The organism is Nocardia sp. JW2 (assembly GCF_051843015.1).
GTDB lineage: Bacteria > Actinomycetota > Actinomycetes > Mycobacteriales > Mycobacteriaceae > Nocardia > Nocardia coubleae.
In genome coordinates this window covers 169,683-195,873 of the sequence record NZ_JBPXLK010000004.1, presented here as the reverse complement: position 1 = coordinate 195,873, position 26,191 = coordinate 169,683, and the positions used below count along the sequence as shown (strand labels likewise).

Genomic DNA, 26,191 nt, shown 5'->3' with positions numbered 1-26,191 from the left:
AAACAACCAGGCGCCACCGAACAGCCGGCGTCGGCGGACGCCTGCTGTCGGATCCTCGACCACGGCGTAGAATCACGGTACGACCAGCGAGGAATCATGGCCATCACCGAAGTCGCGGTCTACGCGCACCTGAGCAAGGCCGATGTCGAAGCCCTCGGCGAGGAACTCGACACGATCCGACGCGACATCGAGGAACGGCGCGGCACCACCGACGCCGACTACATCCGGCGCACGATCGCCTTCCAGCGCATCCTCGACGCGAGTGCGCGACTGCTCCTGGCGGGCGCCGGCTCACGACTGGGCTGGGTCGTCGGCACCTCGGCGCTGGCCGCGGCCAAGAGCATCGAGAACATGGAGATCGGCCACAATGTGTCGCACGGCCAGTGGGATTGGATGAACGATCCCGAAATCCATTCCCGCACCTGGGAATGGGACATGGCCGGAGTGTCGTCGCAATGGCGCTACTCGCACAACTACCGCCATCACATGTTCACCAATGTGGTCGGCATGGACGACGACGTCGGATTCGGCGTCATCCGGGTGACCAGGGACCAGCGATGGCGACCACGCCTGCTTTTGCAACCGCTGCAAAATCTGCTCCTGGCAGCGACATTCGAATGGGGCATCGCCCTGCACGGGCTGTATTCCGAACGCGACCGCGCCGCGACCGACGCCGAGAAGACCGCGCACACCCGGGCACTGGTCCGCAAGATCGGCAGGCAGACGGCCAAGGACTACCTGTTCTTCCCGATCCTCAGCAGACGACGCTGGCGCCGCACGCTCACCGCGGGAATCACCGCCAACGCGCTGCGCAACCTCTGGGCCTACGTCGTGATCTTCTGCGGCCACTTCCCCGACGGCGCCGAGAAGTTCACCCCGGAAGCGATCGAGCACGAAACCCACGGCGAGTGGTACCTGCGCCAGATGCTCGGCAGCGCCAACTTCGACGCGGGCCCGATCCTGGCCTTCCTCAGCGGCCACCTCTCCCACCAGATCGAGCACCACCTCTTCCCCGACCTCCCGAGCAACCGCTACGCCGAGATCGCGGTCCGGGTCCGCGCGATCTGCGACAAATACGACCTGCCCTACACCACCGGCCCGCTGCCCCGGCAGTACCTGCTCACCCTGCGCACGATCAACAAACTCGCACTCCCCGACTCCTTCCTGCTGGCAACCACCGACGACGCGCCCGAAACCGCCTCCGAACGCAAGTTCGCCACCGCGGTCCCCGCCGCGCCGGGAACGATCCGGCGCGGGCTACGCACCGCACTCCGCGCGAGAGTCCGGCACCAGTAGTCACCGGGGCAATTTCAGCACCCGGCGGGCGATGATATCGAGCTGGATCTCGATGGTGCCGCCACCGAAGAGGATGGCGGGCAGGCCGAGGAAGTCGAAGGTGTAGGGCTGTTCGGGGTGGCCGACGGCGGCGCGCGGCCCGAGAACCGAGACCAGGGCGCGGGTGGCATCGCGCTGAGCGATGGCGTGCCAGACCTTGCGAACGCTGTTGCCCGCGGTATCGCCGCCAGCGATACCGTTCGTCCCCGCTACGGCATTGCGCAGGTTGAGTGCGGCGACCGAGAGCTCGCGTGCGGCATTGCGGCCGAGGACACGAACCACGTCGTCGCGAGTGCCCGCGTGGTCACCGGAATCCAGAAGCCGGCGAACCAGCGCGCTCGAGCCGTGACCGAAGGTGGCCGAGCCCATGGCGAATCGTTCGTTGGACAGGGTGGTGACCGCGATCCGCCAACCGTCGCCCGGATTCGCGACCACCTGGCTGTCGGGAACGAAGACCTCGTCCAGGAAGACCTCGTTGAACTCCCAGATGCCCGTGGCCTGACGCAGCGGACGGACGACGACACCATCGGCGTCCATCGGAATCAGGAAGTAGGTCAGGCCCGCGTGTTTGGCTGCGGTCGCATCGGTGCGAGCCAGGCAGACCGCCCAATCCGCTTCCTGTGCTTGGGAATTCCACACTTTCTGCCCGGTGATCACCCACCCGCCCTCGACCTTGCGCGCGGCGGTGGACAGTCCCGCCAGGTCCGAACCCGCTCCCGGCTCGGAGAACAGCTGACACCAGATGATCCGGCCGAGGAGCGTGTCGGTGACGAACCGCGCGCGCTGTTCGTCGTCACCGTGTTCGATCAGGGTGGGCAGCACCCATCCGCCGATGCCGAGCTCCGGTTGGGCGAGACCTCGCCGCGCGAATTCGTCGGCGATCACAGCCTGTTCGGCCGGACCGGCGCCGAGTCCGTACGGGGGTGGGTAGTGCGGGGCGACGAGGCCGTCGGCGGCCAGCCGGGAACGACGGGATCCGCCACGCGCGGGAGCCCAACCCGCCGAGGGGATCTCGTCGTCGGGCAAGGCGATGACCTCGTCGAGCACGGCGCCCACGGTCGAACGCAGGGCCGGCGAGGTCGTGGCGGTGACGAACGTGAAGTCGCGCTCGGCACGCAGGCACTGCTGTCCCAGCTCGCGCGCCGCCGTGTCCTCGCCGCCGATCGCGGCGGCCAACGCGATCGCTCGCCGCCAGTACAGGTGGGCGTCGTGTTCCCAGGTGAAGCCGATGCCGCCGAGCAGGCTCACACAGTCCACCGCTTGATCGAGCGCGGCGGGTAGAGCGGTCAGCGCGGCGTTCGCGGCGGCGAGAAGGCGCTGCTCGGTGGATTGGGACTCTGCGCGACCGGCATCCCAGGTCGTCGCGGTCGTCACCTCGGCGCGCACCAGCATCAGTGCCGTCTTGTGTTGTACCGCTTGGAAACTGCCGATCGGGCGCCCGAATTGATGCCGGACGCGAATGTAGTCGACGGTGGTGTCCAGCAGCCGACGACAGATTCCGGTCGCCTCCGCCGCGGCGAGGGTGGTCGTCCACAGCTGGGCGAGGGCCGGGTCGATGCCGTCGAGCACGTTCGCGGGCTCCACCCGATAGGCGTCGAACGCGAGGCGCCCCAGGGAGCGGGTCAGGTCGACGGCCTCGGCGGTGGTTACGTGGGCCGACGAGCCCGATGCGACCGCGTCGAACCAGAACCACAGGCTCGCCGCACCGTCGATATCGGCCCGCACCACCACTCGTTGCGCGCCGGGCAGACCGAGTGCCGGATCGGAGGTCCCCGATACCACCCAGCTGTCTCCGTCGGGTTCGGCGCGAAGTCCTGCGCCGGTGACGACCGATCCGGTCATGCCCGCGCTGAACGCCGTCAACAGTGCCGGGGCGTCCGTCGCCGCAGTAGCGAGCGCGCTCGCGGTCACAGTCGGCAGGTACGGGCCGGGGAACAGCGCCGCACCCAGTTGCTCGACCGCCACCGCGAGTGTGGCCAGCCCGCACTCGTCGCCACCGTGGACAGCAGGCAGGTGCAGTGCGTGTAATCCCTGATCGCACAGAGCCGTCCAGGTGTCGGACGGTCCGGCGCCGGTCGAGTAGTCGGCGAGATGTTCGCGCGTCCGCGACAGCGGAGCGATCTTGCGGGCGAAGGCGGCGACCGATTCCGCCAGCGCCTGCTGGTCGGGGTCTACGGCTAGGGACATCTGCGGCTCCTGGATGGTGAAAGGGTCACGGCGACGGCCGGTCCCGGCACTCGTTCGACAACGCGGACCAGACCGGGGCGCGGTGGTCGAGCCGGGCGCGCATCCCTTCCACGGCATCGTGGCTGCCCATCACGCGCAGGTGCAGTTCGGTTTCGAGCTCTGCGACACGGGTGGGGCTGTAGCCGTGGATCGCGGTGTCCCACAGCAGTCGCTTGCTCGCTGCCATCGACGTCGGTGAGGCGTAGGTGGCCATGTCGGCGGCCATCGCGAGGGCGGCGGGCAGCACTTCGGGCGCGGGCAGGCACCGGCTGGCGAGGCCGAGCCGGACCGCTTCGACGCCGTCGAAAGTGCGTCCCGACAACAGGATGTCGGCGGCGACGGACATCCCGGCGACCTTGGCCACCGTCCAGTGCGCCATCGCGTCGGGCACGACGCCGAGGCGCACCTGGGGAATGGCGTAGCGGGCGTCGTCGGCGACCAGACGAATGTCGGCCTGCATGGCAAGGGTCAGCCCGATGCCGATGGCGTGTCCGTTCACCGCGGCGATCACCGGTTTTCGCAGGGCGAAGGCGGGCGGGTCGACCGGTGAGGCGGAGAAGGTCGCGCGGTCGGGCCCGTCGAAGGTCGCCGCTCCGCCGCCCAGGTCCGCTCCGGCGCAGAAGGCCGGGGCGGCACCGGTCAGCACGATCACCCGGACCGTGGCGTCGGCATCCAGGTCGCGATAGGCCCGGCCGAGCGCGTGACCCATCGCGGCGGTGAAGGCATTGCGGCGCTGCGGTCGATCGAGAGTCACCACGGCGACGCCGTCGCAGATCTCGATCCGGACGCCGCTCATACGACCTGCAAGGCGGTGACCAGGTCTCTGATCTGCGCGTCCGGAGCGGTGTAACCGGGGAAATAGCAGCAGATCCGGTCGGCGACCCGGCCGAAACGTGCCACGATCTGGTCGGCGCATTCCTCGGGCGTGCCGTAGACGGCGAGCGTCCGCAGCATGTGGTGGTCGATCAACTCCGTCATCGGGCCGACCTGGCCGCGCTTGGACAGCGCGTTCAGCTCGGGCTGGAGTTCACCCCATCCCTCCACCTCGAGGACCGGGCGATAAGCGGGGGTCGATCCGTAGAAGGCGAGCAACCGCCGTACCCCGACGGCGGCGGACTCGAGTTCGCGCGGCGTCCGGCCCATCGCGACGATCACCTGCGGGTAGATCGCCAGGTCGGCGGCCGCACGCCCGGCACGCTCGAGCCCTTCCTCGATGGCGGGCACGGTGCGTTCGGCGAAATGACGGGCGCTGTTGAACGGCATGACCAGCAGCCCGTCGGCCACCTCGGCCGCGGTTCTGGTCATGATCGGCCCGAGCGCACCGAGGCAGATCTGCGGCACCCCATACGGATTGGGACCGGGATCGAAGGTGGGCGGCATCAGCGTGTGCCGGGTGAATTCCCCTTCGAACCGCAGCGCGGTCCCGTTCTGCCAGGCGTCGAGGACGGCCTTGACCGCTTGGACGATCTCGCGCATCCGTGCCGCGGGCCGCGACCACTGGCCGCCGTACCGCTTGTTGATGTGCGCGCGAGTCTGCGAACCGAGTCCGAGCCGGAACCGGCCGCGACTGAGCAGGTGCAGATCGTAGGCCGCGTGCGCCAGGTGCAGCGGGCTGCGTGGCAGTGCGATGGCGACGTTGGTCATCAGGTCGACAGGTTCGGCACCGCCGGCCGCCAGGATCAGCGGCAGAAAGGCATCGTGGGGACCTTCGAAGGTGAACAGTCCGTCGGCGCCGCACGCGGTCAATTCGGCAGTGCGGGAGACGACTTCGTCGGGACGGGCGTCGAGCTGGAGATCGACCTTCATCGGTCCGCCGTGAACTGCGGAAGCACTGCGATCATAATTACATAGTAGCATGTAACGTTATGTGATGGCCAGAGAAGAATGCGCACTCACTCGACCGGTTCAACTCGCGTTCGCGAGCACGAACAGCGCGTCCGCCATGCGCGTCACGAAACCCTCGGCGTCTTCCCCACCTCGCGACAGAGCATGGAATGTGGTTGTGCCCGCGAGGATCTCGAAGACCAGCTCGGGATCGACCCCGGGCGCGAGCCGACCGTCGTCGACCGCGCCCGCGAGCAACTCGGCGAAGGCCTTGCGCACCGGCGCACCGATCGCCAGCAGCCGTCGCCGCGCCTCTTCGGTCTGCGAGTCGGCCAGCAGACCCGGCACTCCGGCGCGCGCGGCCGGGCTGTCCGCGCGGGCGAGGAAGATGCGCACCCAGGTCGCCAGGTCGGCACGCAGATCGCCGGTCGGCTCCGGGGGCGCGTAGGCGCCGGGACCGTGAATGGCCTCCTCCAACAAGGCCTGCCTACTCGGCCAGCGCCGGTAGATCGCCGGTGTGTTGACCCCGGCGCGCTTGGCGATCGCCACGACCGTGGTCTGCGGATACCCCACCTCGGCGAGCAGTTGCCGGGCGGCGACGAGCACGGCGAGGTCTTTATCGGCGTCACGCGGGCGGCCGGGTCGCGGCGAGGATTCCGAAGTCACCATTACATACTAGCCTGTAACGTTATTCGGTGCCGCCGCGACCCGTGAGTACACCTAGTCCTCGGCCAGCAACTGCTCGATCCGCTGGACGCAGAACGCCGTCACATCGACCTCCGGCGGCAGCTGCAACCGGTGGGCCATCCGCAACAGCGGGATACTGAGCAGGGCCGCGGCCAGAATCTCGTTGTAGCGCAGGTTGCGCACCTTCATCCCACTGCGTTCCTCGTAGCGGGCGATGGTCGCCTGCCTGGTCGGTGTGCCCGGAAGTCGTTCGGTGCCTTGGAATTCCGAACACGCCCAGTCGAGGAACAGCATCCAGGCGAGGTCGGCTTCGTGGTCGCCGATGTAGGAGATCTCCCAGTCGAGCACACCGACAACCCGGAATTCGTTGTCGTAGAGGATATTCGACATGCGCGCATCGCCCCAGCACAGCGTGACGTGGTCGGGTTCGTACGAATTCGCGCGTAGCCAGTCCACCGCCCGGCGCAGCGCGGGCGGCGCGGTGGTCGACGCCCAGTCGAGGGCGGCGCCGACGTAGCCGACTATCTGCTCGAGCGGTTTCGTGCCGAATTGCGGGAACGCCAGGAAGTCCAGATTCAGGGTGCGCCAGTCGAGCTGGTGGATCTCGGCGATGGTGTCGACGCAACCCCACCACATCTTTTCCCGCTCCGCGGGTTCGGCGTCGAAGTACAGTCCGGCCGAATGATAGGACGGCAGGTCACCGGGCGCGCTGCCCTCGATCCGGTCCATGACGAAGTACGGACTGCCGAGCGCCTCGGTGCCGCGATCCAGCCAGCGGACAGCGGGTACCGGCAGGCCGGTGCCCGCGAGCCTGCGCATGACCAGCACCTGCCGGAGCAGGTCGTAGTCGGGAAACAGCGCGACCTCGGGCGGGCGGCGCAGCACCAGCGACACCTTCTCGGCGTCGTCGCGTTCCAGGTCGAACAGGAACGTCTCGGTCGCCAGCCCGCGTGGGCTGGCCGTCCAGTTCGACACCCGGGCGGAGCGCGCGTCGGGGAATTCCTCGCGCAAGACGGGCACGACGGCGGTCGGCAGGTCCGCTGCCGCGGGGCGGGCGGTCATCAGTAGCCCTCGTACCCGTAGCGGGCGTTGCGGCCCATGAACACCATCTCCACCAAGCCGTAGCCGACCTTCCCGTCGCTGCTCTCGACCTTGCAGAAGGTCTCGGTGAGCATGCTGACCTGCCGCAGCTCCCCGGTGTCGGCCAGGTCGACGGTGAAACCGTCGCCGTAGGACTCGCCCTTCCAGATCCCGGAGGCGTAGCCGCGGTACATGTCGTAGCCGGCCAGGCCGGGCCAGAAATCGTGCAGCGCCGTCACGGAGAAGGTGCGCACGCTTCCGTCGGCGGCGGTCGTGGTGAACGCGCCCTCGGAGACGATGCGGAAGTCGTCGCGGAACTTCAGGTCATGGGTGACGCCGGTGATCGGCACGGTCGGCGCCTGCGCTTCGATGGGCTGCTGGATGGAGCCTTCGAAGTGCCAGCGTTGCCCGTCGGCGGTCTCGCGCTGGGCGAAATGCACCAGCTCGTCGTCGAACTGGAAGATGCCCATGAAGTACAGGACACCGTCGGGGATCTCCGAGGGCTGCAGACCGCTGCCCTCGCCGAGGCTGCCGCCGCCACCGCCGTGCCTGGTGCCCCACGAGTGATCGCGGCCGAACCACCAGGTGCTCGGGTCGATCTCGATCCGCTGACCGTCGACCTCGAGCCAGCCGGAGATCTCACCGTTCTGGTAGTAGCGTCGCGCGTCCTCGCGGACGCGGCCACGGGTGCGGAAGAACGCGGGTTCCTGCTCGTAGGCGGGGAACTGACCGCTGAAGTTCAGCTCGAGGCGCAGCCCGTGCTCGTTGTCGCCGAGGCTCGCGCGCACCCCGCGCAGCGGCTCGGTGATCTCGTAGCGGTAGGGGCCGACCTGCCAGGCGCCCAGGTCGTCGTACTTGCCGCCGATCTCACGCGACAGGCGCGCCACATGCGCCTTGCCGTCGATGGTGACCATCGCGTAGGCGTCCATGACATTGCGGTTGGGGTAGCGCGCCATGCCGGTCATGACGCTGACCCGGCCGGTGGTGTCGAAGCCGTAGAGCACGACGCGCTCGGTCCAGCGCAGGTCGCTCTGGACGACGTGGTCGAAGGTCGTCGGCAATTGGTGACACAGCAGTTCGTCCTGGGGAGTCAGCATGGGGGTCCTTCACGAGTGGGGGTGGAACAGGTTTCAAGTTAGCGAATTCAAATACACCATGTAGCGTTTTTAAAAAGATCCGATCTCGGCTACGCTCTGCCGACGTCGAAGGAGGAGTCATCGGTGACCGAACAGATCGAGAACCGCCAGGGCCGCGGTCGTCCACGGGACCCGCAACTGGACGAGCAAGTGCTGCGCGCCACGCAGGAACTGCTGGTAGAGCAGGGTTTTCAGGCCACCACCATTCAGGGCGTAGCGCGCCGCGCGGGCGTGGTCGCCACCTCGATCTACCGTCGGTGGCCGAACAAGATCCACCTCGTCGAGGACGCGATCTTCGCGCTCGACACCGGGGTGGTCCCGCAGCCCACCGGTGACATCCGCGCGGACCTGCTCGCCTGGACCCGGCTGTTCTTCGCCGCCGCCACCCATCCCGCGGCGCGCTCCGGCATCCCCGGCCTGCTGTCGGCCTACCACGACGACGAACAGAGCTACCGGCGACTGCGCGACCGCGGTGAGGGCATGGCGCGAGTCGCGTTGCGCGCCACCATCGATGCGGCCGTCGAAACCGGCCAGGTCTCCCCTGCCTGCGATCCGGATCTGCTCTTCGAATTCCTGCGTGGCGCCACCCTGCTGCGCGCGCTCACCCGAGGCGACGAGGACGGCGAACACTTCTGCCGCCAGACGGCCGCGGCCCTGGTCACCCTCGCCCTTCATCACGAAAGCTCGGAATGAGAACCCTCTGTCGACGTCTGCTCGTCGCCGCGGCCGCGGCCTTGCTGGCCCCTGCCGCGATCGGCACCGCACAACCGGACTCCTCCGGGAACGTGCTGGAGAGTCGCGACATCGCCGACACCGCTGTCGCCCGCGCTGCCTGCGCGGGCGACGCGCTCCCCGAAACCGGCTTGCAGGGCGACGTGCCCGCCGCCGACCGTGACAGCGGCCGTAGCACTCAGGGCTACCGCTGCAACATCAGCCGCATCGGCGGCTACGCGGGTCGCGGCGCGGGGATCACCTCGACGCAGTTCGACCACTGCGTCTACTTGGGTAGCTTCTTCCCCGGCAACCTGCTCGGCCCGGCGCAAGGCGTGCAGGTGATCGACGTCGCGGATCCGGCGAATCCGGTGCTCACCACCACGCTCACCGAACCCGCGATGCTGGCCGGAACCTGGGAGAGTCTCAAGGTCAACGCCGAGCGAAAGCTGCTGGTCGGCACCGGGGTTCCCGCGTTCACCGGGGCGGGACTGATTTCGGTCTACGACATCTCCGACTGCGCGCACCCGCGTCTGCTCAACCCCGGCCCGGGCACCGACCTGACCCTGCCGGTGCAGATCACGGCGCACGAGGGCGGCTTCTCCCCCGACGGCCGCACCTATTGGGCGTCCGGGGTCGTTCCCGGCATCGTCAGCGCTGTCGACCTGACCGACCCGGCTCTGCCCCGCGTGATCTGGCAGGGCATGCCCGGCAAGTCCATGCACGGTATGGGCCTACGCGCCGACGGCAACCGGATGTATCTGGCCGACAACATGGGTGGGCTCACGATCCTCGACACCTCCGCCGTACAACGGCGCGACCCCGACCCGCAGGTGCCGATCATCGCCCAGCTCACCTGGACCGACGGCTGGGCGACCCAGCAGAACGTGCCGGTCACCTACAACGGCGTGCCGTACCTGTTCAGTGCCGACGAGGCGGGATCCGGGGGCGTGAAACTCATCGACATCTCCGACGAGACCCGGCCTCGCGTGGTGAACACGATCAAGCTGGAGATCAATCTTTCGCAGCACCGCGACAGCGCGATGGCCTCCAGCATGGGTGGGTCGCTGTTCGCCTACGACGCCCACTACTGCTCCGCCGACCGGCCGGTGAATCCCACCGCGCTCGCCTGCGGCTGGATCTCCTCCGGCATCCGGGTGTTCGACGTGCGCGATCCGTTCCAGGTGCGCGAGATCGCCTACTTCAACCCACCGGCACGCACCGGCCAGAACAGCGAGTTGTGGAACTCCCCGCACGCTCTCGCCTCGATCATCGGTGTCCCGCTGCTCAGCGCGCCGTCGGTGATGCAGGCCGTCGAGTCGGGCGCCTTCGATCCTGAGCAGGCGACCAGCTCGCGTACCGGCGATGTGGCCTTCGGTGACCTGTCCACGGACTGGTGCTTCTCGGCCCCCGAATGGCGTGGCAACCAGCTGTGGGCCGCCTGCGCCGACAACGGTCTGCTCACCCTGGAATTGTCGCCCGAGGTGTACACCCCGCCCGCCGACCAGCATTCGACCGTCGGCTCATGAGCGAAATACCGACACGCGATGCGCCTACCGCGGTCGGGTACCGACGCGGCACACCGCGGGTAATGCTCGGTGCCGCCGCGTCGATCCTGCTCCTGCTGGTGATCGGCGCGGCCCTGCGGCCGCCCGTGGTGCCCGAGATCCCCACGGCCGCACCGGTATTGACATCGACCGAGATCGGTTTCGTGCAGGACATGACCGGTCACCATCAGCAGGCCCTGATCATGGTCGAGCGTCTCGCGCCCGACGTCGACCCCGCGGTGCGGCGGCTGGCCGATCAGATCGCCGACGCCCAGCGCCTCGAGATCGGCATGATGCTCGGCTGGCTCCGGCTGGCCGGTACGACCCCGACCAACGCGCACCCGATGTCATGGATGCCCACCGGTCACCGGCATGCCGGCGCCACGACGATGCCCGGCATGGCCACTCGCGCCGACCTCGACGCCCTCGCCGTGGCCCGGGGCGCCGACGCGGAAAAGATGTTCCTGCGCCTGATGTACCGCCATCACCAGGGCGGCGTCGCCATGGCCCAGGCCTTCGACGAGCTTTCCACCGGCGGCCCGGTCGAGCAGGCCGCGCGCGACATGATCAGCACACAGAGCCAGGAGTCCGGGATCATCGGTCTGCTGATCGCCGGGCACGGTGCGGGCGCGACGGGCTGAGTCAGCTGGATGCGCGGTCTACCGGTCGTCACCGGCTTCCGACGCTTGCCGCGTAGATCCGGCACGGACGCCGGGCACCACGCTCACGAGTGCGTGACCATGTCGCGGATCGCGGCGCGGACCTCGACGACAGCGGGGACGGCCGCGAATTCGGCCGACTCGTGCAGGAAATCCGAAAGCCGGGCGGCTGTGCGGCCGGTCGGGCCCGGGTTCAGCGACAATGCCGGACCGATCTCCTCGACCGCGCGTTCGGGCTCGCCGAGCATCAACTGCAGGCGAGCCGAGGAGATCGCGGCCATCGCCGGGGTTAGGACTTCCCGGGACAGCGGCGGGTGGACATCACCGAAGGCGATGCGAGCCAGATCGGGGCGGGTGGCGACGAGCTGGCGGTAGCTGTGCCCGAGCAGCCGCGACTGCTGCCCCGGCCCCGGCCAGTCCCGACGCGGTCCGAGGAGCATGCCGATGGCGGCCGCGGTGAGGCTGCGGTCGACGGCGTTGTCACCGGGGGCGGTCTCGGCGGCTTCACCACGGCATTCGGCCGCGACGACGATCGCGCGCTGGAACGCGGCCTGCTCGCCGAGAATGCCGTTCGCGTAGGCCTCGAGTTCGGCGAGGGCGAGCCGCAACAGGGGTGTCGCGGTGCGGCGCGCCAGATACTGAGCGAGCTGAGCCACCTCCAGTCCTTCCGCGGGCCTGCCGCTGTCGAGGAGCTGCCAGGTCGACTCGGTGAGGATCGCGGCGGTCAGCACCGGGTCGCCCGCGGCGTGAGCCAGCCGCGCGGCGTCGACGGAGTACCTGCGCGCGGCGGCGATGTCCTCCACATCCCAGCTCATGGCGGCGGCGATGTCGGCCAGTTCCGCACCGATCCGGAGTACGCGCCCGTACCGGTTCGAATCCGAAAGTTGCTGTAACCGAGGCAGATTCGCACCCAGCCACGCCGTGACGGCGCGGCGCGGCGCCTGCCCGTCGCCCCACTGCCTGCCTCGCGCCCATATCGCGAGCTGCTCGGCGGCGGCCAGCTCGGCGGCGGAGAAGGCGGGGTGTTCGGCGCGCGCGTACGTGGCGGGTGGTAGCAGCAGCGACCGCAGTTGGGTCGGCAGGTCGTCGAGCTCGCCGACCGATTCGACGGTCAGCCGGTCACGCAGGTGATCCAGTGACGTGTGCAATGCCGACGCGTAGGCGTCCACGTGCTCGGCGCGCACCGCGCGCGCCCCGGTCTCGAGCTGACCCAGGTACGGCTTGGAGTAGTTCGTGCGAGCGGCCATGCCCTGCAGGCTGATCCCGGCGGCTGTCCGAGCGACGCGCAGAGCCGACCCGACTTCGCTCATGCGCGTGCCGCACCGGCGCTCGGCCGCGCCATGCGGATGCGCGCCCGCACATCATTCGCTTGTGCGAGGTTCGCGACTGGGATCGGCTTTCTCATCACCTCGACAATACGTCCCCGGTCTCGCCCCGCGCGGGGTGTCTGCAAACCGTCTGCAAGACGGCGCGGCTCGGCCTTGCGCAGCGGTTGGTCTCCCTATCGTCCGAGATCGTGAGCAACAAAACTGTCCTGTCCGGTCGGCGCCCGCGCAATGGTGCGCGGGCCGCGCTGACCTCTCTCGCGCTGACCGTCGCGGCGGCGACCGGGGTGACGCCGGCGGCGGCGGCGCCGTACCGGCCCGCCGCCCCGCTCGAAGCCGCCTATCACGCGCCCGGCCCGTGGGTGGTGGCCCAACGAACCGGTGTCGACTGCTGCACGTCCACCGGCGACAGCTACGACATCTGGTACCCGGCCGACCTCGGCGCGGACGGTGTGGTGCATCCGGTGATCACCTGGGGCAACGGCACCATGGCCCACCCGCGCGAATACGCGTACCTGCTCTCGCACCTCGCGTCGTGGGGATTCGTGGTCATCGCCGCCGATCGCACCGACACCGGCACCGGTGCGCAGATGCTCGACGCGGTGCGCTACCTGAGTGACCAGAACAGCGACCCGGACAGCGTCTTCCACAACAAGATCGACACCGACACGGCCGGGGCCACGGGCCATTCGCAGGGTGGGCTCGGCGCGATCAACGCGCTCACCCGCGGCGGCGGCCTCGTCGACACCGCGGTGACCCTCGAGATGCCGTTGGCGGCGGCCTGCGCGTCGCTGCCGACCGTCGACGGACAGAGCGCCTGCATCGATCCGACCGCGGTGACCTCGGGTTCGGTCCTGCTGGTGAACGGCACGGCCGACGGCATCTCGCCGGCCACGCAGGCGCTCCCACCCGAGGTGATCGGCTTGCAGTCGATGCAGGCGTACTACGACGCGATGCCCGCAGGCGTACCCAAGGCCCGCGCCGCGGTGGTGGGCGCCCACCACAACGACGTCCAGGGTCAGCCCGACTGCACCAACTTCGGCTGCACCGAGGGCGTGCACCGTTATCTCGGCTACCTGACCGCCTGGTTCATGGACCGGCTGCGCGGCGATCAGGTCGCTCGAGGCGCGTTCCTCGCAGGCACCGGTGAACTCCTGCACAACCCACACTGGTCCGATCAAGCCAGCACCATCACCCGCTGACCGACGAAAGGCTGCATCTTCCATGGAAGACCACATCGAGAAACTGCTCACGGAGCTGGATCTGGACGGCAAGCTCCGGCTGATCTCCGGCGCGAGCCTGTTCCGGATGGCGGGCGACCCCGCCATCGGACTCGCCGAGATGCCGGTGTCCGACGGGCCCTCCGGGGTGCGTGGCGAGAACTGGGACGAACGCGACCCGTCGGTGAGCCTGCCCTCCGGTACCGCGATCGCCGCCACCTGGGATCCGGCGCTGCTCACCGAGATCGGCGCCTTGATCGCCGCCGAGGCCCGCCGCAAGGACGTCTACGCGGTGCTCGGCCCGACGATGAATCTGCACCGTTCCCCGCTCGGTGGCAGGCATTTCGAGTGCTTCTCCGAGGATCCGCTGCTCACCGCCGAAATGGCCGACGCGTACGTGCGCGCCGTGCAGGCGCACGGCGTCAGCGCGTGCCCGAAACACTACGTGGCCAACGATTCCGAGACCGACCGCTTCACCGTCGATGTCCGCGTCGACGACCGGGCACTGCGCGAGCTCTACCTCTACCCGTTCGAACGCACCGTCGAAGCGGGCGCCTGGATGATCATGGACGCCTACAACGCCGTCAACGGCACCACGATGACCGAGAACCCCCTGCTCGACGAACCCCTCAAGGGCACATGGGGATTCGACGGTGTGGTGGTGTCGGACTGGATGGCGGTGCGCAGCACCGAGAGCGCGGCGAACGGAACCGATCTGTGCATGCCGGGCCCGCCGCACCTGTGGGGTGAACCGCTGGCCGCCGCCGTGCGCGCCGGCGAGATCGCCGAATCCGCCGTCGACGACAAGGTGCGCCGCATCCTGCGCTTCGCCCAGCGCGTGGGCGCCCTGAACGGAACCCCGCAGCCCACCCCGGTTTTCAGCGACGAACAGGCTCAGGATCTGGTCCGCCGGGTCGCCGCGGAGGCGATGGTGCTGGTCCGCAACGACGGTGTCCTGCCGCTGGCACCGAACACGACCGTCGCCCTGTTGGGCCCGTCGGCGGGCGAGCCACGTTTCCTCGGCGGCGGCAGCGCCACCGTCATCCCCGGCCACACCAGTACCCCGGTGGAGGGCCTGACCGGGCGCCTGCCGATAACCCATACCGCGGGTGTCCATTTGTCCGAGGACCTGATCCCCGCCCCGGTGACGATCATGACCGATCCCGAGACCGGCGAACCGGGCCTGTCCGCCCGGTACCTGAAGGACGGCACCGTCCTCGGCGTCCAGCACCGCACCACCAGCCGGCTCGTGCTGCTCGGTGAACCGCTGGCCGCGCAGTCGAACGCGATCGAGATGCGCACTCGGCTGCGCGCGGATATAGCCGGCGACTGGCAGATCGGTTTCGGCGGCGTCGGCCACGTCCGGCTCGACATCGACGGCGAGACCGTGCTGGACGAGTACGTGACCCTGGAATCCGGCGACCCGGCCGCAGCGCTGCTCGATCCGCCCCAACGTCACGTGACCCGCACCCTCGCCGCAGGCGAGGAGGTCGAGGTGCGGCTCGTGACCAGCATTCAGGACGCGATGCCGGGCCTCGGCATCATTCTCGGCGCCACCCTCGGCATCCGACGTCCGCAGCGTGACGACAACGCAGAATTCGCGGCCGCGATCGAACTGGCGCGCGCCGCCGACGTGGCCGTGGTGGTGGTCGGCACCACCGAGCAGATCGAGAGCGAAGGCATCGACCGCACGTCGCTGCGGCTGCCCGGCCGCCAGGACGAACTCGTCGCCGCCGTCGCCGCGGTCAACCCGCGCACCGTCGTGGTGGTGAATTCCGGTGCGCCGGTGGAGATGCCGTGGCGTGACGACGTCGCCGCCGTGCTGCTGTCGTGGTTCCCCGGCCAGGAGTTCGGCGCGGCACTGGCCGACGTGCTCACCGGCACCGCCGAACCCGGCGGCCGACTGCCGACCACCTGGCCCGCGACCATGGCCGACGTCCCGGTCCTGAACACCACGCCCGTCGACGGCGTCCTCGACTACACCGAGGGCATCCACATCGGCTACCGCGCGTGGTTGCGCGCGGGCACCGAACCCGCCTACCCCTTCGGTCACGGCCTCGGCTACACCACATGGTCGACCGACGACCTCGTCGTCGACGGGCACACCGTCTCGATCACGGTGACCAACACCGGTGACCGCGACGGCAAACATGTCGTCCAGGCCTACCTCGCACGCCCCGACAGCACGGTGGACCGGCCGGTGCGCTGGCTGGCAGGCTTCGCCGCCGTCACCCTGGCCGCGGGCGAGTCGCGCACGGTGTCGCTCGACCTGCCCGACCGCGCCTTCCAGCACTGGGGGCCCGACGGCTGGGAAACAGAACCGGGCGAATTCACCGTGCACGTAGGCACTTCCGTCACCGACCTCCCGCACACCGCTTCCCTCATCTGACCCTCAGCTCGACCTGCTCGACCGAACAACGGAGCGTGGCCATGTCCACCAGTACCCCTCGACTCGACAAAGACGACCACAACGACACCGGACGACTCGACGGAGCCTCACGCACCAGGATCTTCACGGTGCTGGCGGTGATCGTCCTGTTCTCCGAGATCGCCCCGATGCAGTACACGATCGTCGCGGCGGCACTGCAGAAGATCGCGCCGAGCTTCCCCGGTGTCGGGGCCGACATCAACTGGGCCATCATCGTCTTCGGGTTGATCGGCGCGGCCGCGTCTCCGTTGATCGGCAAGATGAGCGACGTCTGGGGCAAGAAGCGGATGTTCCTCATCTGCGGTGCCCTGTTCGTCATCGGCTGCGTACTCGACGCGACCACGTCGAACTGGGCGGTCTTCCTGTTCGGTCGCTGTCTGCAGGCCACTGCCATCGCCACTGCGGTGATCGCCTACGGCCTCATCCGAGACCTGCTGCCGCGCACCATGATTCCGCTGGCGCTCGGGCTCACCGCGACCGGCTTCGGCGTCGCCTCCATCGCGGGTCCGGTCCTCGGCGGCTACCTGGTCGACAACCATAGCTGGCGTGCCATCTTCTGGGTACTGGCCGCGTTCACCCTGGCGATGCTGCCGCTGGTCTGGTTCATCGTGCCCGAGTCCGAGCTGCGGGTGCCCGAGCGGATCGATATCGTCGGCGCCGCACTGCTCTCCGGAGGTGCCGCACTCACCTTGATCTACGTCGACAAGGGCCACGACTGGGGCTGGGCGAAGCCCACCACGCTGCTCTGGCTGGTCGCGGGCATTACCCTGCTCGTCCTGTTCGTCGTCATCGAAAAGCGTGTCGCGACACCGATCATGGACATGGAGTTGCTGTTCCACCCGCGCGTCGCGCTGGTCCTGGCCGGGGCGCTGCTGGCCTCGCTACAGATCGGCATCGTCTCCTACGCCATCGCCTACATGGCCCAGACTCCACCGGATTCCGTCGTCACGGCGGGGATCGGGCAGTCGACGGTGACCGAGATCCAGCGCCTGACGGGTCAGGCGGTACCGCTGGACGCTGTGCGCGTCGCCCTCGATCCCGGCTACACCTACGGCAGCGGGTACTCGCTGCTCGAGTTCGCGATCCGGATCGCCCTGCTCGGTTCGGTGATCACGATGATCTTCGGGGCGGTCGCGGGTCTGCTTGCCAAGCGAATCGGTGCCCGGCTCCCCCTGATCGTCGCGCTGATCATCTTCGCGGGTGCGGGCATCGCGTTCGCGCTGCTACCACTGACCACCACCAACTTCCTGGTCGTCAACTCGATCTTCAGCGTCGGCTTCGGCATGTACTACGCCTGCATGCCGATCCTGCTGGTCGAAGCGGTACCGCAGGAACAGCAGGGCGTGAGTCTCGGCATGCTCGGGGTCATGCAGTCGATGGGTGTGGCGATCGGCCTGGCCGTCGTCACCGCGTTCCTGCACAACAACGGCATGAGCGCCCTGGTGAGCGTAGGCGGCCTACCCCAACCGGCGACCCCGCTGCCCGAGCTGTTCGGTGACCACGGTTACCGGCTCGGTTTCTGGGTCTGCGCGGCGGCATCGGTGCTCGCACTCTCGCTCGCGCTGGTGATGAAGCACGGCCGTACCCCGGCCACCGGAGGCACCGCACACTGACCCGGACACGCCCTCGGCGGTCAGTAGTCGAGGGCGTGTTCCGGCTGGCAGACGAGCAGAGGTGACGGCAGGTAGCGGACGACGGCGTCCAGGAGGGCGGCGATGTCGTCGCTCGCGCTGGGTGCGTCGCAGAGGATGGGGACGATGTCGCCGTTGCGGGTGCGGCGGCGGATGCGGTTGTGCAGGTCCCGCACCAGAATGGGGTCCGCAGGGTCTTCGGTCAGCGTCTCGACGAGCGCGCGGCACCAGCGACCGGTGGACTCCCCACCGCTACCGACATTGTCGAGCGCCGCGCCCGACACCAGATCGAGGACACCGTCGAAGCCGCCGCCGGTGCCGACCGGGACCTGTAGTGCCAGCGGCACTGCCCCGCGGGTGTCGGCGATCGTACGAACGCAGCGGTCGAAGTCGGCGGCGGGTCGGTCGAGCCCGGTGACCAGGCACAGGCGGGCGACCTGATGGTCGTCGGCGACTCGCAACATGGTTTCCAGCCGGGGTGTGCTGCGCACGGCGGCATTCACCACCACGACGACTCCGTCCGCTACACGAATGGCGCGTTCCAGGTCGGCGATGAGCGCCTCGTTCGACGGCGCGGTGATGCGAATCGTGTGCTCGACACCGTCCGTAGACCAGCGGACGGTGTCGTCCGTGTCGCCGAAGCACCGGCGCAGGCGGTGGGTCAGGCGGGTGGCCCCGGCGGGATCCCCGACGATCGTGACGTTGTGGATCGACTGCGGGTCAATAGCTTTGGTGCCCATCGCGCTGCAGTACTCCAGATCGACGTCATCGCATCCTCGACGCGCTCACCGTACCTCCGCCCGAGCGGCGCCGGATCGGAATTCCGCCCCAAAATAGAACGTGTTCCTATACCGTCGGCCACGTGCAGAAAGAACAACGCCCCGCCGTGGCTGACTGGTTCACTGCGGACGACGGTCAGGTACGCCTCAAAGGCACCCGCTGCAACGACTGCGGCACGCCGTACTTCCCGAAGAACACGCTCGCCTGCCGCAATCCGCAGTGCACAGGTGCCCACGACGGCTCCGAGCTCGTCGAGTACCTGTTCTCCACGCGCGGGCGGATCTGGTCGTACGCCGACGCTCGGTACAAACCGCCAGCGCCCTACGTCTCGGCCGATCCGTTCGTGCCCTACGTCGTCGCGGCGGTGGAGCTCGAGGTCGAGCAGATGGTGATTCTCGGGCAGGTCGTGCGCGGTATCACCGTGGACGACCTGGCCGTCGGTATGCCGGTCGAACTGACCGTCGGCACGCTGTACGAGGACGACGACGCCGAGCACACGGTGTGGATGTGGAGGCCGGTCAATGACTGACACCAACGATCGCGACATCGCCGTCCTCGGCGCGGGCATGCACCCGTGGGGCAAGTGGGGCCGCAATTTCGTCGAATACGGTCTGGTGGCGGCGCGTGCGGCGCTGGCCGATGCCGGGTTGGACCACCGCGACGTCGGCTACATCGCCGGCGCCGACACCATCCGCAACGGTTACCCGGGCTTCGTCTCGGGCGCGACGTTCGCGCAGGCGCTCGGTTGGTCGGGTGCGCAGATCTCGAGCAGCTATGCCGCGTGTGCCTCGGGTGCGCAGGCCATCGCGAACGCACGGGCCCAGATCCTGGCGGGACTGTGCGAGGTCGCGCTGGTAGTCGGCGCGGACACCACCCCGAAGGGGTTCTTCCAGCCGGTCGGTGGCGAGCGCCGTGACGACCCGGACTGGTTGCGCTTTCATCTGCTCGGTGCCACCAACCCCATCTATTTCGCGCTGTACGCCCGCCGCCGGATGGCGTTGCACGGTGCCACCCTCGACGACTTCGCCGCCGTCAAGGTGAAGAACTCCAGGCACGGCTTGAACAACCCGAACGCCCGCTACCGCAAGGAGGTCTCGGTCGAGGAGATCTCGGCCTCGGCGATCGTGTCGGACCCGCTGCGGTTGCTCGACATCTGCGCGACCAGCGACGGCGGCGCCGCGCTGGTACTCACATCGATGGACTACGCCCGCCGCCACGGCATCACCGATCCGGTGCGGATCTCGGCACTGTCGACGGTCACGCCGACGTTCCCCAAGACCGTGCTCGATCTGCCGGACTTCTCGACGGATTCGGCGGTGGCCGTCGAGCCGCCCTCGCGCACCTTCCGGTCGGCCATCGCGCACGCCGCCTACGAGGAGGCCGGGATCGGTCCCGAAGACCTGTCCCTCGCGGAGGTCTACGACTTGTCCACCGCGCTGGAACTGGACTGGTACGAGGACATCGGGCTCTGCGAGACCGGCGAAGCGGAGACCCTGCTGCGTAGCGGCGCAACGACATTGGGCGGTCGGGTGCCGGTGAATCCCAGCGGCGGCCTGGCCTGCTTCGGTGAGGCCATCCCCGCCCAGGCCATCGCCCAGATCTGTGAACTCACCTGGCAGTTGCGTGGCCGGGCCGAGGGCCGCCAGGTCGACGGTGCCCGCGCGGGCATCGCGGTGAACCAGGGCCTGTTCGGCCACGGATCGGCGATCATCGCCACACGCTGACCCACGGCATCGTTCCCCGCGGCGCGCAGGATCGGATCCGCGACCTGCGCGCGTGGGGTATCGGCACCGCGCGGATTTCGGGATACTGTTCGGTACCCCATCGACCGGGCGCTTCGACACATCGGAGGACTGCCGTGTCCACAGCGATATCCGCTCCGTCGACGATGCCGGTCGCGCAGGGCACCGAAGGCGGTGGCGCCGCCCTCGACCAGGTCGCGCTCATGACCGGTGCGGCCGCGGTGATCGGCGCGGTGCTGCTGTGGGTGGCGTACCTACACCGCACCCGGCGCATCACCTGGCTGCAACGGCTGGCCGACTTCAGCGGTCGCATCATGAACCGGCCCGGCTGGGTGGCGCTCCCGATCGCGATGTTCCTCGCGACCATCCTGACGGCGTTTCTCGGCTTCATCTGGGATGTGAGCCTGCACGTCGGCAAGGGCCGCGACGCCGGACCGCTGGCGAACCCGGCGCACTACTTCATCCTGGTCGGCCTGTTCTTCCTCTTCATGGCGGGCATGCTTGCCGTCATCCTGCCACTCGACGAGAAGCCGGGCCGGGCCGCGGTGAAGATCACCCGCGACTGGTACGCGCCGGTGGGCGGCATCCTGATCGCCGGTGCCGGTTTGTACGCGCTGATCGGTTTTCCGCTCGACGACATCTGGCATCGGCTGTTCGGCCAGGACGTCACGCTCTGGGGGCCGACCCACCTGATGCTCATCGGTGGTGCGGGTCTGTCGCTGATCGGCGTGCTGCTGCTCGAACTCGAAGGCCGATACAACCGGCCCGACCCCGCGCGCATCGACGGCCGGGTGTTGTGGGCGGTTCAGGCGTTCGCTTTCGGCGGCCTGGTGATCGGGCTGTCGGTGTTCGGCGTCGAATTCGACTTCGGTGTGCAGCAGTTCCGGCTGGTGCTGCAACCGATGCTCATCGTCTTCGCCGCGACGATCGCCCTGATCTCGGCGCGCCTCACCCTCGGCCCGCTCAGCACGCTGCTGCTCGTGGCCTTCGCCTTCGGTGTGCGCTGGGTCGTGGCGGTCCTGGTCGGCACCGGATTCGAGGCGCCGCGCAATGTGTTTCCGCTGTACCTCGGTGCCGCTGTCGTGGTCGAATTGCTCGCCCTCCTGCCGTTGATCCGGCGACCGCTCTGGTGGGGCGCGCTGACCGGGCTCGGGGTGGCGACCGTGGGCATCTGGCTGGAATCGCTGTGGATCGAGCGGATGTTCGTCAATCCGTGGGTCGCCGGGATGTGGCCCGAACTGCTGGCGATGGCGGTGCCGGTCGGTGTGGCGGGCGGTGTGATCGGCGCGATGCTCGGCACTGTGCTGCGCGGCGAGCCACTGCCCAGGCCCGCGGTACGGCGCGGACTGGTGGTCGCCGCGGTGGTGATCGCCGCCGCGGCCACCACGAACGGATTGATCATCCGGGTACCGGGGAACGCGTCGGCGACGGTCGTGCTCACCGACGCCGAGCCCGTGCGGGGCGGGCGGATGGTCACCGCTGACATCCGGCTCTCCCCCACCGATCTGATCGGCGCCGATCCGGAATGGGTGGAGATCCTGGCCTGGCAGGGCGGTACCGGCGACGACAGTCCCGGCCACGGCCTGGTCGTGGACAAACTGCGGCGCGTCGCCGACGACCACTTCGTCTCCACCCGCCCGGTGCCCGTGCACGGCACCTGGAAAACGGTGCTGCGCCTGCAGGACGGGCGCATGCAATCCGCGCTGCCCCTCTTCATGCCGCTCGATCCCGGCATCGGCGCCGCGGAGGTGGCCGCGCCCGCGAGCTTCACACGGCCGTTCGTCGAGGAGATCTCGGTGCTGCAGCGTGAGCGGTCCTTCGACCATCCGTCCTGGTTGATCGGCCTGGCCGGCCTGGTGGTGCTGGCGTGCAGCCTGGCCTTGATCGCGGCGATGGCGTGGGGCGCGGCTCGTGTCAACGACCGCTACCTGGCGGCGGGCAGCACACCGGATCAGAAGGCAACGGTCGAGGCGTGATTCGCGCGGAGAACGTCGACATTCTCGCCGACCACTCCCTTCTGCTGGCGATTCCGGCCTTCCTGCCCGCAGTCGCGTTGGTCGGGCTGGTGTTGTTCATCGCGATGCGCGATCGGCGCGCGGAGAAGCGCGAAAACGAGGGCGCCGAAACCGAATCCGCGCGGACCGACCGCAGTGAGGAGAATCCGTGAGCACTCGTCGACTCCGGCTGGGTCTTGTGACGGTCTGCGCGGGTGCACTGCTGATGAGCTGCTCGTCGGGCGAGCCGACCGTCGAGCCGGTGGAGACAGCGCGCACCATCGACATCCGGATAGCCGACGGTGGAGTGTCTCCGGTCAATACGCGCACCGAAGCCGAGGTTGGGCAACGCATCGTATTGCGGGTCGACAGTGACGCCACCGACGAACTGCATGTCCACTCTGCTCCCGCGCACACCTTTCCCGTCGCCGCGGCCGCCGGCCAAGAGTTCGTATTCACGGTGGCGGTTCCGGGCCAGGTGGACATCGAACTCCACCACCTCGGACGGACGGTGACGACGCTGCTGGTCCGGCGGTGAGCCCCCTCGCCCACGGCCTCACCGGCGCCGCGGATCTGCCGATTCCACTCACCTACGCCTTGGTCGGTGCGGCGTGGGCGCTGACCTTCTCCTTCGCGCTGCTGTTCGTGGCCTGGCGCCAGCCGCGACTCGACCCGGAGTCGCCGGGATTGCGGCTGCCCACGCCGGTGCGCCGGCTGATCGACGCGCCCGTGGCTCGCGGCGTAGCTTCCACGGTCAGCGTCGCGTTCACCGCGTGCGTGCTCGTCATCGCGGTGTTGGGTTCCTCCGATCCGGCCCTGAATCCGGTGCCCGGAGTGCTGTATATCGGCGTCTGGGTCGGGGTGATGGTGGCGTCGCTGCTGATCGGACCGGTCTGGAAGGTCATCTCTCCGGTCAGGGCGATCCACCGATTCGGGTGTCGACTGCTGCGGCGCACGCCGGAACACGGAATTCTCCGCTATCGCGAGGAATGGGGACACCTCCCCGCCGCTGTCGGCCTGTTCTCGGTCGTGTGGCTGGAATTGGCTTGGCGAACACCGGGTTCGGTGTCCTCAGTACTGACCTGGCTGATCGGCTATCTGGTCGTCACCTCGATCGGCCTCGTACTGTTCGGCACCGTGTGGGCTGAGCGAGCCGACCCGCTCGAGGTGTACAGCACGCTGCTGGCGCACCTGAGTCCGTTCGGCCGCGACCACGCGGGACAACCAGTACTGCGGATGCCGCTGAATAATCTCGCGGGGACCCCCGGGCTCGCCGGATCGGTAGCGGTCGCCGCGACATTGCTCGGATCCACCGCCTTCGACAGCTTCTCCACGTTCCCGTGGTGGCGCGAACTGGTCGACGACCTGGCTCCGGTCGTCGACGCGACGCTGGTGCGCACGGCCGGACTACTGGTCTTCATCGGGGTCGTGGGCGGACTGTTCTCCCTCGCCGCGCGCGCCACCGGCGGCGTCTCCCCCGCAGAACGCGCGCTGCTCCCCCGACGACTGGCGCTCAGCCTCACCCCGATCGTCGCGGGCTACCTCATCGCCCACTACCTCACGTTTCTCGTCGAGAAGGGGCAGGCGACGGTGCTGCTGTTCGCGGACCCGCTCGACCGTGGCTGGAATCTCGCGGGCCTGGCCGATCGAGACGTTGCCTACGTGCTGTCGAGCCATCCGAGTGTGCTCGCCACCTGCAAGGTGCTCGCTGTTCTGATCGGCCATATCCTCGGCGTCGCCGCCGCACACGACCGATGCCTGCTCCTACTCCCCCCTCGTCACCGGTTGACCGGCCAGTTGGCCTTGATGCTGACCATGGTCGCCTTCACCTTCACCGGGCTGTATCTGCTGTTCGGGGGTTGAGGTCCGATCCGCTCCCGGCCTCTCCCCGGGTGAGTCGCGGCGGTGGAGCGCCGTGCGGCAGAGGCGGTCCCACCGCGAGCAGAGCACCCGCTGTTCGTCCATTGCCCCAGCCCAGCTTCTCGCGGTACCTGCCGATGTGTTCGGTCGGCACGGACGCCGACGCGAGCGGCGTGGCATCGGGTGCCACATAGAGCGCGTCGGCCGGGCAGTAGGCCTCGCACATGAAGCACGTCTGGCAATCGGATTGCCTGGCGATGACCGGAATCCCCGACTCGGACCGGTCGAACACGTTCGTGGGGCAGGCGAGTACGCATTTGTCGCAGCCGATGCAGTCCTCGGCGCGCAGCAATTCGATCACAACGCCACCGCCTGACCGGTGTTGCGAGCGGCAGCGGTGCCGGTCCACGGGGTGTCGAGTCCCCCGGAGATCACGTGATGGTGCTGGGCGGGGTCGGTGCCCGGGTGATCGGCACGTTTGCTCATGCCTCGGGTTTCGGTTCGCGACAGGGCCGATCGGTACATGAGCCTGCCCACCGCGGTGATCGCCACGGCCTGGCGTGCCCGCACCCGATCGCTGCCGGTGACGCTCAATTCCGCCGCGGCCACGTCCCACAACTCGTCGAGACGGCCCAGGGCGGCGCGCAGCCGGTCGCCGTGGCGCAGGTAGTTCTTCTCGAACGGCATCAGCTCGCACTGCGCCGCGCTCACCAGTTCGGCCGCGGTCAACGAGCCGGACCCGGCCGTGCGCAGCCCGACCCGGCCCGCACCGACGACCTCGCCCGGTCCGGGTGCCGACCGCGCGTACCGTGCGGCGCCCGCACCCGCCCAACTGCCCGACGACATGGCCCACGCCGCGTTGTGGCTACCGCCGCCGGTGAACCCACCGCAGATACGTTCCCTGGTGGCGGCGTCGCCCGCGGCGTACAGGCCCGCGACGCTGGTGGCGCAGTCGTCGCCGACCACGTCGATTCCGCCGGTGCCGCGCACCGTTCCCTCGGCGAGCAGATCGATCTCGAAGCGCTGGGTGAACGGGTCGATCCCGCGTCGATCGAACTGCAGGAAGAAGTTCGGCTGACCCACCCGCATCTGCGCCTGCACGGTCGCGTCCGCCCGATCGAGCTGGGCGAACACCTTCTGGTGCAGCAGGTTTCGCGCGATCACCGATCGTCCACGGGTGGAGCCCGCGTCCTCGATCACCCGGCCGTCCTCGCCGAAGAAGGTGGCGTAACCGTAGTAGGCGGTCTTGGTGATGGTCGAGCCTTTGGGCACGATCGCGTAGGCGTTGGAGAATTCCATGCCGGAGAACCTGGCGCCCACTTCGGCCGCCATCAACGCGCCGTCACCGGTGTCGACATTGGTGCCGAGCGCACCGGACAGGAACGCGCAGCCGCCGGAGGCCAGCACCACCGCGCCCGCGGTGATGCGGTAGTCACGATCCAGCTGGCGTTGCCGACCCGCCGCACCGCACACCGCACCCGAGTCGTCGACAAGCAGCTCCAGAGCGGGTGAGTGATCGTGGATCTCCACTCCGACGCGCTTGAGCCAGGCGCGCATCCGGCGCATGTATTCGGGCCCCTGCACACCGGTGCGCAACTGCTGCCCGGTCACCGGGTCCACCGGGAACGGATAACGCCCCTCGACGGCGAGCCGGTTCATATTGGCATAGGTCTGGTCGAGGACCCGATCCATCCAGTAGTGGTCGGCGAGGTGACCGCCCAAGGCCTCGCGGGCCGCTTTCGCCGACGCCCGCGCCTGCGCTTCCGGCGCCACGTACCAGACTCCCGTCCCCGACGGTGCCGTCGCACCGCTGGTTCCGCAGTAACCCTTGTCGACCAGGATTACCCGCGCACCCGCCTCCCTGGCGTGGATCGCCGCCCAGGCGGCGGCCGGACCGCCGCCGATCACCAGAACATCCGTACTCGCGGACCAGGTTTCGCTCATCGCAGTCGATCTCCTGTCGAAAACCGGTGCCCGGCCCGCAGACCGGGCACCGGAGGGGTTTG

Annotated in this window: 23 protein-coding genes; 13 read left to right on the top strand and 10 right to left on the bottom strand. The window is 68.8% G+C overall.

The genetic code is table 11. The annotated features are described in order from the left end of the window. Positions 1-96 precede the first annotated feature (96 nt). Positions 97-1,296 carry a fatty acid desaturase family protein gene (locus ACSVDM_RS08520; protein WP_439263890.1) on the top strand — a complete coding sequence of 400 codons (1,200 nt, stop codon included), beginning with the start codon at positions 97-99 and terminating at the stop codon, positions 1,294-1,296. On the opposite strand, the gene ACSVDM_RS08515 is transcribed toward ACSVDM_RS08520, so the two are convergent. The 6 genes from ACSVDM_RS08515 to ACSVDM_RS08490 all read right to left on the bottom strand — a co-directional run bounded on the left by ACSVDM_RS08515 (position 1,297) and on the right by ACSVDM_RS08490 (position 8,249). Then, positions 1,297-3,522 carry an acyl-CoA dehydrogenase gene (locus tag ACSVDM_RS08515; RefSeq protein ID WP_439263889.1) on the bottom strand — a complete coding sequence of 742 codons (2,226 nt, stop codon included), beginning with the start codon at positions 3,520-3,522 and terminating at the stop codon, positions 1,297-1,299. A 25-nt stretch (positions 3,523-3,547) separates the two neighbouring features. After that, on the bottom strand, positions 3,548-4,357 hold the full coding sequence (locus ACSVDM_RS08510; protein ID WP_439263888.1) for an enoyl-CoA hydratase/isomerase family protein: 810 nt from the start codon (positions 4,355-4,357) through the stop codon (positions 3,548-3,550). Further along, a complete protein-coding gene (locus ACSVDM_RS08505; RefSeq protein ID WP_439263887.1) occupies positions 4,354-5,367 on the bottom strand; it encodes a TIGR03617 family F420-dependent LLM class oxidoreductase in 1,014 nt (337 codons plus the stop codon). The genes ACSVDM_RS08510 and ACSVDM_RS08505 overlap by 4 nt, the downstream gene beginning before the upstream one ends. 99 nt (positions 5,368-5,466) lie before the next feature. Beyond that, positions 5,467-6,051: a TetR/AcrR family transcriptional regulator gene (locus tag ACSVDM_RS08500; protein WP_439263886.1), complete on the bottom strand. Its 585-nt coding sequence runs from the start codon at positions 6,049-6,051 to the stop codon at positions 5,467-5,469. A 54-nt stretch (positions 6,052-6,105) separates the two neighbouring features. Then, the gene (locus ACSVDM_RS08495; RefSeq protein WP_439263885.1) at positions 6,106-7,134 is read right to left on the bottom strand and encodes a phosphotransferase family protein; all 1,029 of its coding nucleotides are present in this window, start codon (positions 7,132-7,134) and stop codon (positions 6,106-6,108) included. Continuing rightward, on the bottom strand, positions 7,134-8,249 hold the full coding sequence (locus ACSVDM_RS08490) for a hypothetical protein (RefSeq protein ID WP_439263884.1): 1,116 nt from the start codon (positions 8,247-8,249) through the stop codon (positions 7,134-7,136). Before ACSVDM_RS08490 ends, ACSVDM_RS08495 begins: the two co-directional genes overlap by 1 nt. A 123-nt stretch (positions 8,250-8,372) precedes the next feature. On the opposite strand from ACSVDM_RS08490, the gene ACSVDM_RS08485 reads away from it, so the two are divergent. The 3 genes from ACSVDM_RS08485 to ACSVDM_RS08475 are packed head-to-tail and all read left to right on the top strand — an operon-like array spanning position 8,373 to position 11,187. Further along, a complete protein-coding gene (locus ACSVDM_RS08485; protein ID WP_439263883.1) occupies positions 8,373-8,981 on the top strand; it encodes a TetR/AcrR family transcriptional regulator in 609 nt (202 codons plus the stop codon). Then, positions 8,978-10,528: an LVIVD repeat-containing protein gene (locus ACSVDM_RS08480; RefSeq protein WP_439263882.1), complete on the top strand. Its 1,551-nt coding sequence runs from the start codon at positions 8,978-8,980 to the stop codon at positions 10,526-10,528. The genes ACSVDM_RS08485 and ACSVDM_RS08480 overlap by 4 nt, the downstream gene beginning before the upstream one ends. Continuing rightward, entirely contained in the window at positions 10,525-11,187 is a 663-nt protein-coding gene (locus ACSVDM_RS08475; RefSeq protein WP_439263881.1) for a DUF305 domain-containing protein, read from the top strand. Before ACSVDM_RS08480 ends, ACSVDM_RS08475 begins: the two co-directional genes overlap by 4 nt. An 83-nt stretch (positions 11,188-11,270) precedes the next feature. On the opposite strand, the gene ACSVDM_RS08470 is transcribed toward ACSVDM_RS08475, so the two are convergent. After that, positions 11,271-12,515: a helix-turn-helix domain-containing protein gene (locus ACSVDM_RS08470; protein ID WP_439263880.1), complete on the bottom strand. Its 1,245-nt coding sequence runs from the start codon at positions 12,513-12,515 to the stop codon at positions 11,271-11,273. A 206-nt stretch (positions 12,516-12,721) separates the two neighbouring features. Between ACSVDM_RS08470 and ACSVDM_RS08465 the strand changes: the two genes are divergently transcribed. From ACSVDM_RS08465 to ACSVDM_RS08455, 3 genes are read left to right on the top strand one after another with little or no spacing between them, the layout of a single operon-like run. After that, positions 12,722-13,732 (top strand): poly(ethylene terephthalate) hydrolase family protein, encoded by a 1,011-nt coding sequence (locus tag ACSVDM_RS08465; RefSeq protein ID WP_439263879.1) that lies wholly within the window; start codon positions 12,722-12,724, stop codon positions 13,730-13,732. A 22-nt stretch (positions 13,733-13,754) separates the two neighbouring features. Continuing rightward, entirely contained in the window at positions 13,755-16,139 is a 2,385-nt protein-coding gene (locus ACSVDM_RS08460) for a glycoside hydrolase family 3 protein (RefSeq protein WP_439263878.1), read from the top strand. Positions 16,140-16,180: 41 nt separating this feature from the next. Further along, positions 16,181-17,791: an MFS transporter gene (locus ACSVDM_RS08455; protein ID WP_439263877.1), complete on the top strand. Its 1,611-nt coding sequence runs from the start codon at positions 16,181-16,183 to the stop codon at positions 17,789-17,791. Between the two features lie 20 nt (positions 17,792-17,811). Here ACSVDM_RS08455 and ACSVDM_RS08450 read toward each other — a convergent pair whose 3' ends face one another. Continuing rightward, on the bottom strand, positions 17,812-18,549 hold the full coding sequence (locus ACSVDM_RS08450) for a GTP-binding protein (protein WP_439263876.1): 738 nt from the start codon (positions 18,547-18,549) through the stop codon (positions 17,812-17,814). A gap of 122 nt (positions 18,550-18,671) precedes the next feature. Here ACSVDM_RS08450 and ACSVDM_RS08445 point away from each other — a divergent pair, with 122 nt between their 5' ends. The 6 genes from ACSVDM_RS08445 to ACSVDM_RS08420 all read left to right on the top strand — a co-directional run bounded on the left by ACSVDM_RS08445 (position 18,672) and on the right by ACSVDM_RS08420 (position 24,188). Further along, entirely contained in the window at positions 18,672-19,118 is a 447-nt protein-coding gene (locus ACSVDM_RS08445; protein ID WP_439263875.1) for a Zn-ribbon domain-containing OB-fold protein, read from the top strand. Then, positions 19,111-20,313 carry a lipid-transfer protein gene (locus ACSVDM_RS08440; RefSeq protein ID WP_439263874.1) on the top strand — a complete coding sequence of 401 codons (1,203 nt, stop codon included), beginning with the start codon at positions 19,111-19,113 and terminating at the stop codon, positions 20,311-20,313. Before ACSVDM_RS08445 ends, ACSVDM_RS08440 begins: the two co-directional genes overlap by 8 nt. A gap of 164 nt (positions 20,314-20,477) precedes the next feature. Beyond that, positions 20,478-22,307, top strand: a complete 1,830-nt coding sequence (locus ACSVDM_RS08435; RefSeq protein WP_439264019.1) for a hypothetical protein — start codon at positions 20,478-20,480, stop codon at positions 22,305-22,307. After that, positions 22,304-22,498, top strand: a complete 195-nt coding sequence (locus ACSVDM_RS08430; RefSeq protein ID WP_439263873.1) for a hypothetical protein — start codon at positions 22,304-22,306, stop codon at positions 22,496-22,498. Before ACSVDM_RS08435 ends, ACSVDM_RS08430 begins: the two co-directional genes overlap by 4 nt. Then, positions 22,495-22,863, top strand: coding sequence for a hypothetical protein (locus tag ACSVDM_RS08425; protein WP_439263872.1), 369 nt, complete (start codon positions 22,495-22,497; stop codon positions 22,861-22,863). Before ACSVDM_RS08430 ends, ACSVDM_RS08425 begins: the two co-directional genes overlap by 4 nt. Then, a complete protein-coding gene (locus ACSVDM_RS08420; protein ID WP_439263871.1) occupies positions 22,860-24,188 on the top strand; it encodes a hypothetical protein in 1,329 nt (442 codons plus the stop codon). The genes ACSVDM_RS08425 and ACSVDM_RS08420 overlap by 4 nt, the downstream gene beginning before the upstream one ends. Here ACSVDM_RS08420 and ACSVDM_RS08415 read toward each other — a convergent pair. Both ACSVDM_RS08415 and ACSVDM_RS08410 read right to left on the bottom strand, forming a co-directional pair. Then, complete coding sequence (locus ACSVDM_RS08415) at positions 24,157-24,546, bottom strand: 4Fe-4S dicluster domain-containing protein (RefSeq protein ID WP_439263870.1); 390 nt, start codon at positions 24,544-24,546, stop codon at positions 24,157-24,159. The genes ACSVDM_RS08420 and ACSVDM_RS08415 overlap by 32 nt on opposite strands. Then, positions 24,543-26,129 (bottom strand): FAD-binding protein, encoded by a 1,587-nt coding sequence (locus tag ACSVDM_RS08410; RefSeq protein ID WP_439263869.1) that lies wholly within the window; start codon positions 26,127-26,129, stop codon positions 24,543-24,545. Before ACSVDM_RS08410 ends, ACSVDM_RS08415 begins: the two co-directional genes overlap by 4 nt. Between the last annotated feature and the right edge of the window lie 62 nt (positions 26,130-26,191).

Coding starts and splice junctions, on each gene's coding strand:
- ACSVDM_RS08520 (WP_439263890.1), top strand. CDS start 97: ATGGCCATCACCGAAGTCGCGGTCTACGCGCACCTGAGCAAGGCCGAT.
- ACSVDM_RS08515 (WP_439263889.1), bottom strand. CDS start 3,522: ATGTCCCTAGCCGTAGACCCCGACCAGCAGGCGCTGGCGGAATCGGTC.
- ACSVDM_RS08510 (WP_439263888.1), bottom strand. CDS start 4,357: ATGAGCGGCGTCCGGATCGAGATCTGCGACGGCGTCGCCGTGGTGACT.
- ACSVDM_RS08505 (WP_439263887.1), bottom strand. CDS start 5,367: ATGAAGGTCGATCTCCAGCTCGACGCCCGTCCCGACGAAGTCGTCTCC.
- ACSVDM_RS08495 (WP_439263885.1), bottom strand. CDS start 7,134: ATGACCGCCCGCCCCGCGGCAGCGGACCTGCCGACCGCCGTCGTGCCC.
- ACSVDM_RS08490 (WP_439263884.1), bottom strand. CDS start 8,249: ATGCTGACTCCCCAGGACGAACTGCTGTGTCACCAATTGCCGACGACC.
- ACSVDM_RS08480 (WP_439263882.1), top strand. CDS start 8,978: ATGAGAACCCTCTGTCGACGTCTGCTCGTCGCCGCGGCCGCGGCCTTG.
- ACSVDM_RS08475 (WP_439263881.1), top strand. CDS start 10,525: ATGAGCGAAATACCGACACGCGATGCGCCTACCGCGGTCGGGTACCGA.
- ACSVDM_RS08470 (WP_439263880.1), bottom strand. CDS start 12,515: ATGAGCGAAGTCGGGTCGGCTCTGCGCGTCGCTCGGACAGCCGCCGGG.
- ACSVDM_RS08460 (WP_439263878.1), top strand. CDS start 13,755: ATGGAAGACCACATCGAGAAACTGCTCACGGAGCTGGATCTGGACGGC.
- ACSVDM_RS08455 (WP_439263877.1), top strand. CDS start 16,181: ATGTCCACCAGTACCCCTCGACTCGACAAAGACGACCACAACGACACC.
- ACSVDM_RS08450 (WP_439263876.1), bottom strand. CDS start 18,549: ATGGGCACCAAAGCTATTGACCCGCAGTCGATCCACAACGTCACGATC.
- ACSVDM_RS08440 (WP_439263874.1), top strand. CDS start 19,111: ATGACTGACACCAACGATCGCGACATCGCCGTCCTCGGCGCGGGCATG.
- ACSVDM_RS08435 (WP_439264019.1), top strand. CDS start 20,478: ATGCCGGTCGCGCAGGGCACCGAAGGCGGTGGCGCCGCCCTCGACCAG.
- ACSVDM_RS08410 (WP_439263869.1), bottom strand. CDS start 26,129: ATGAGCGAAACCTGGTCCGCGAGTACGGATGTTCTGGTGATCGGCGGC.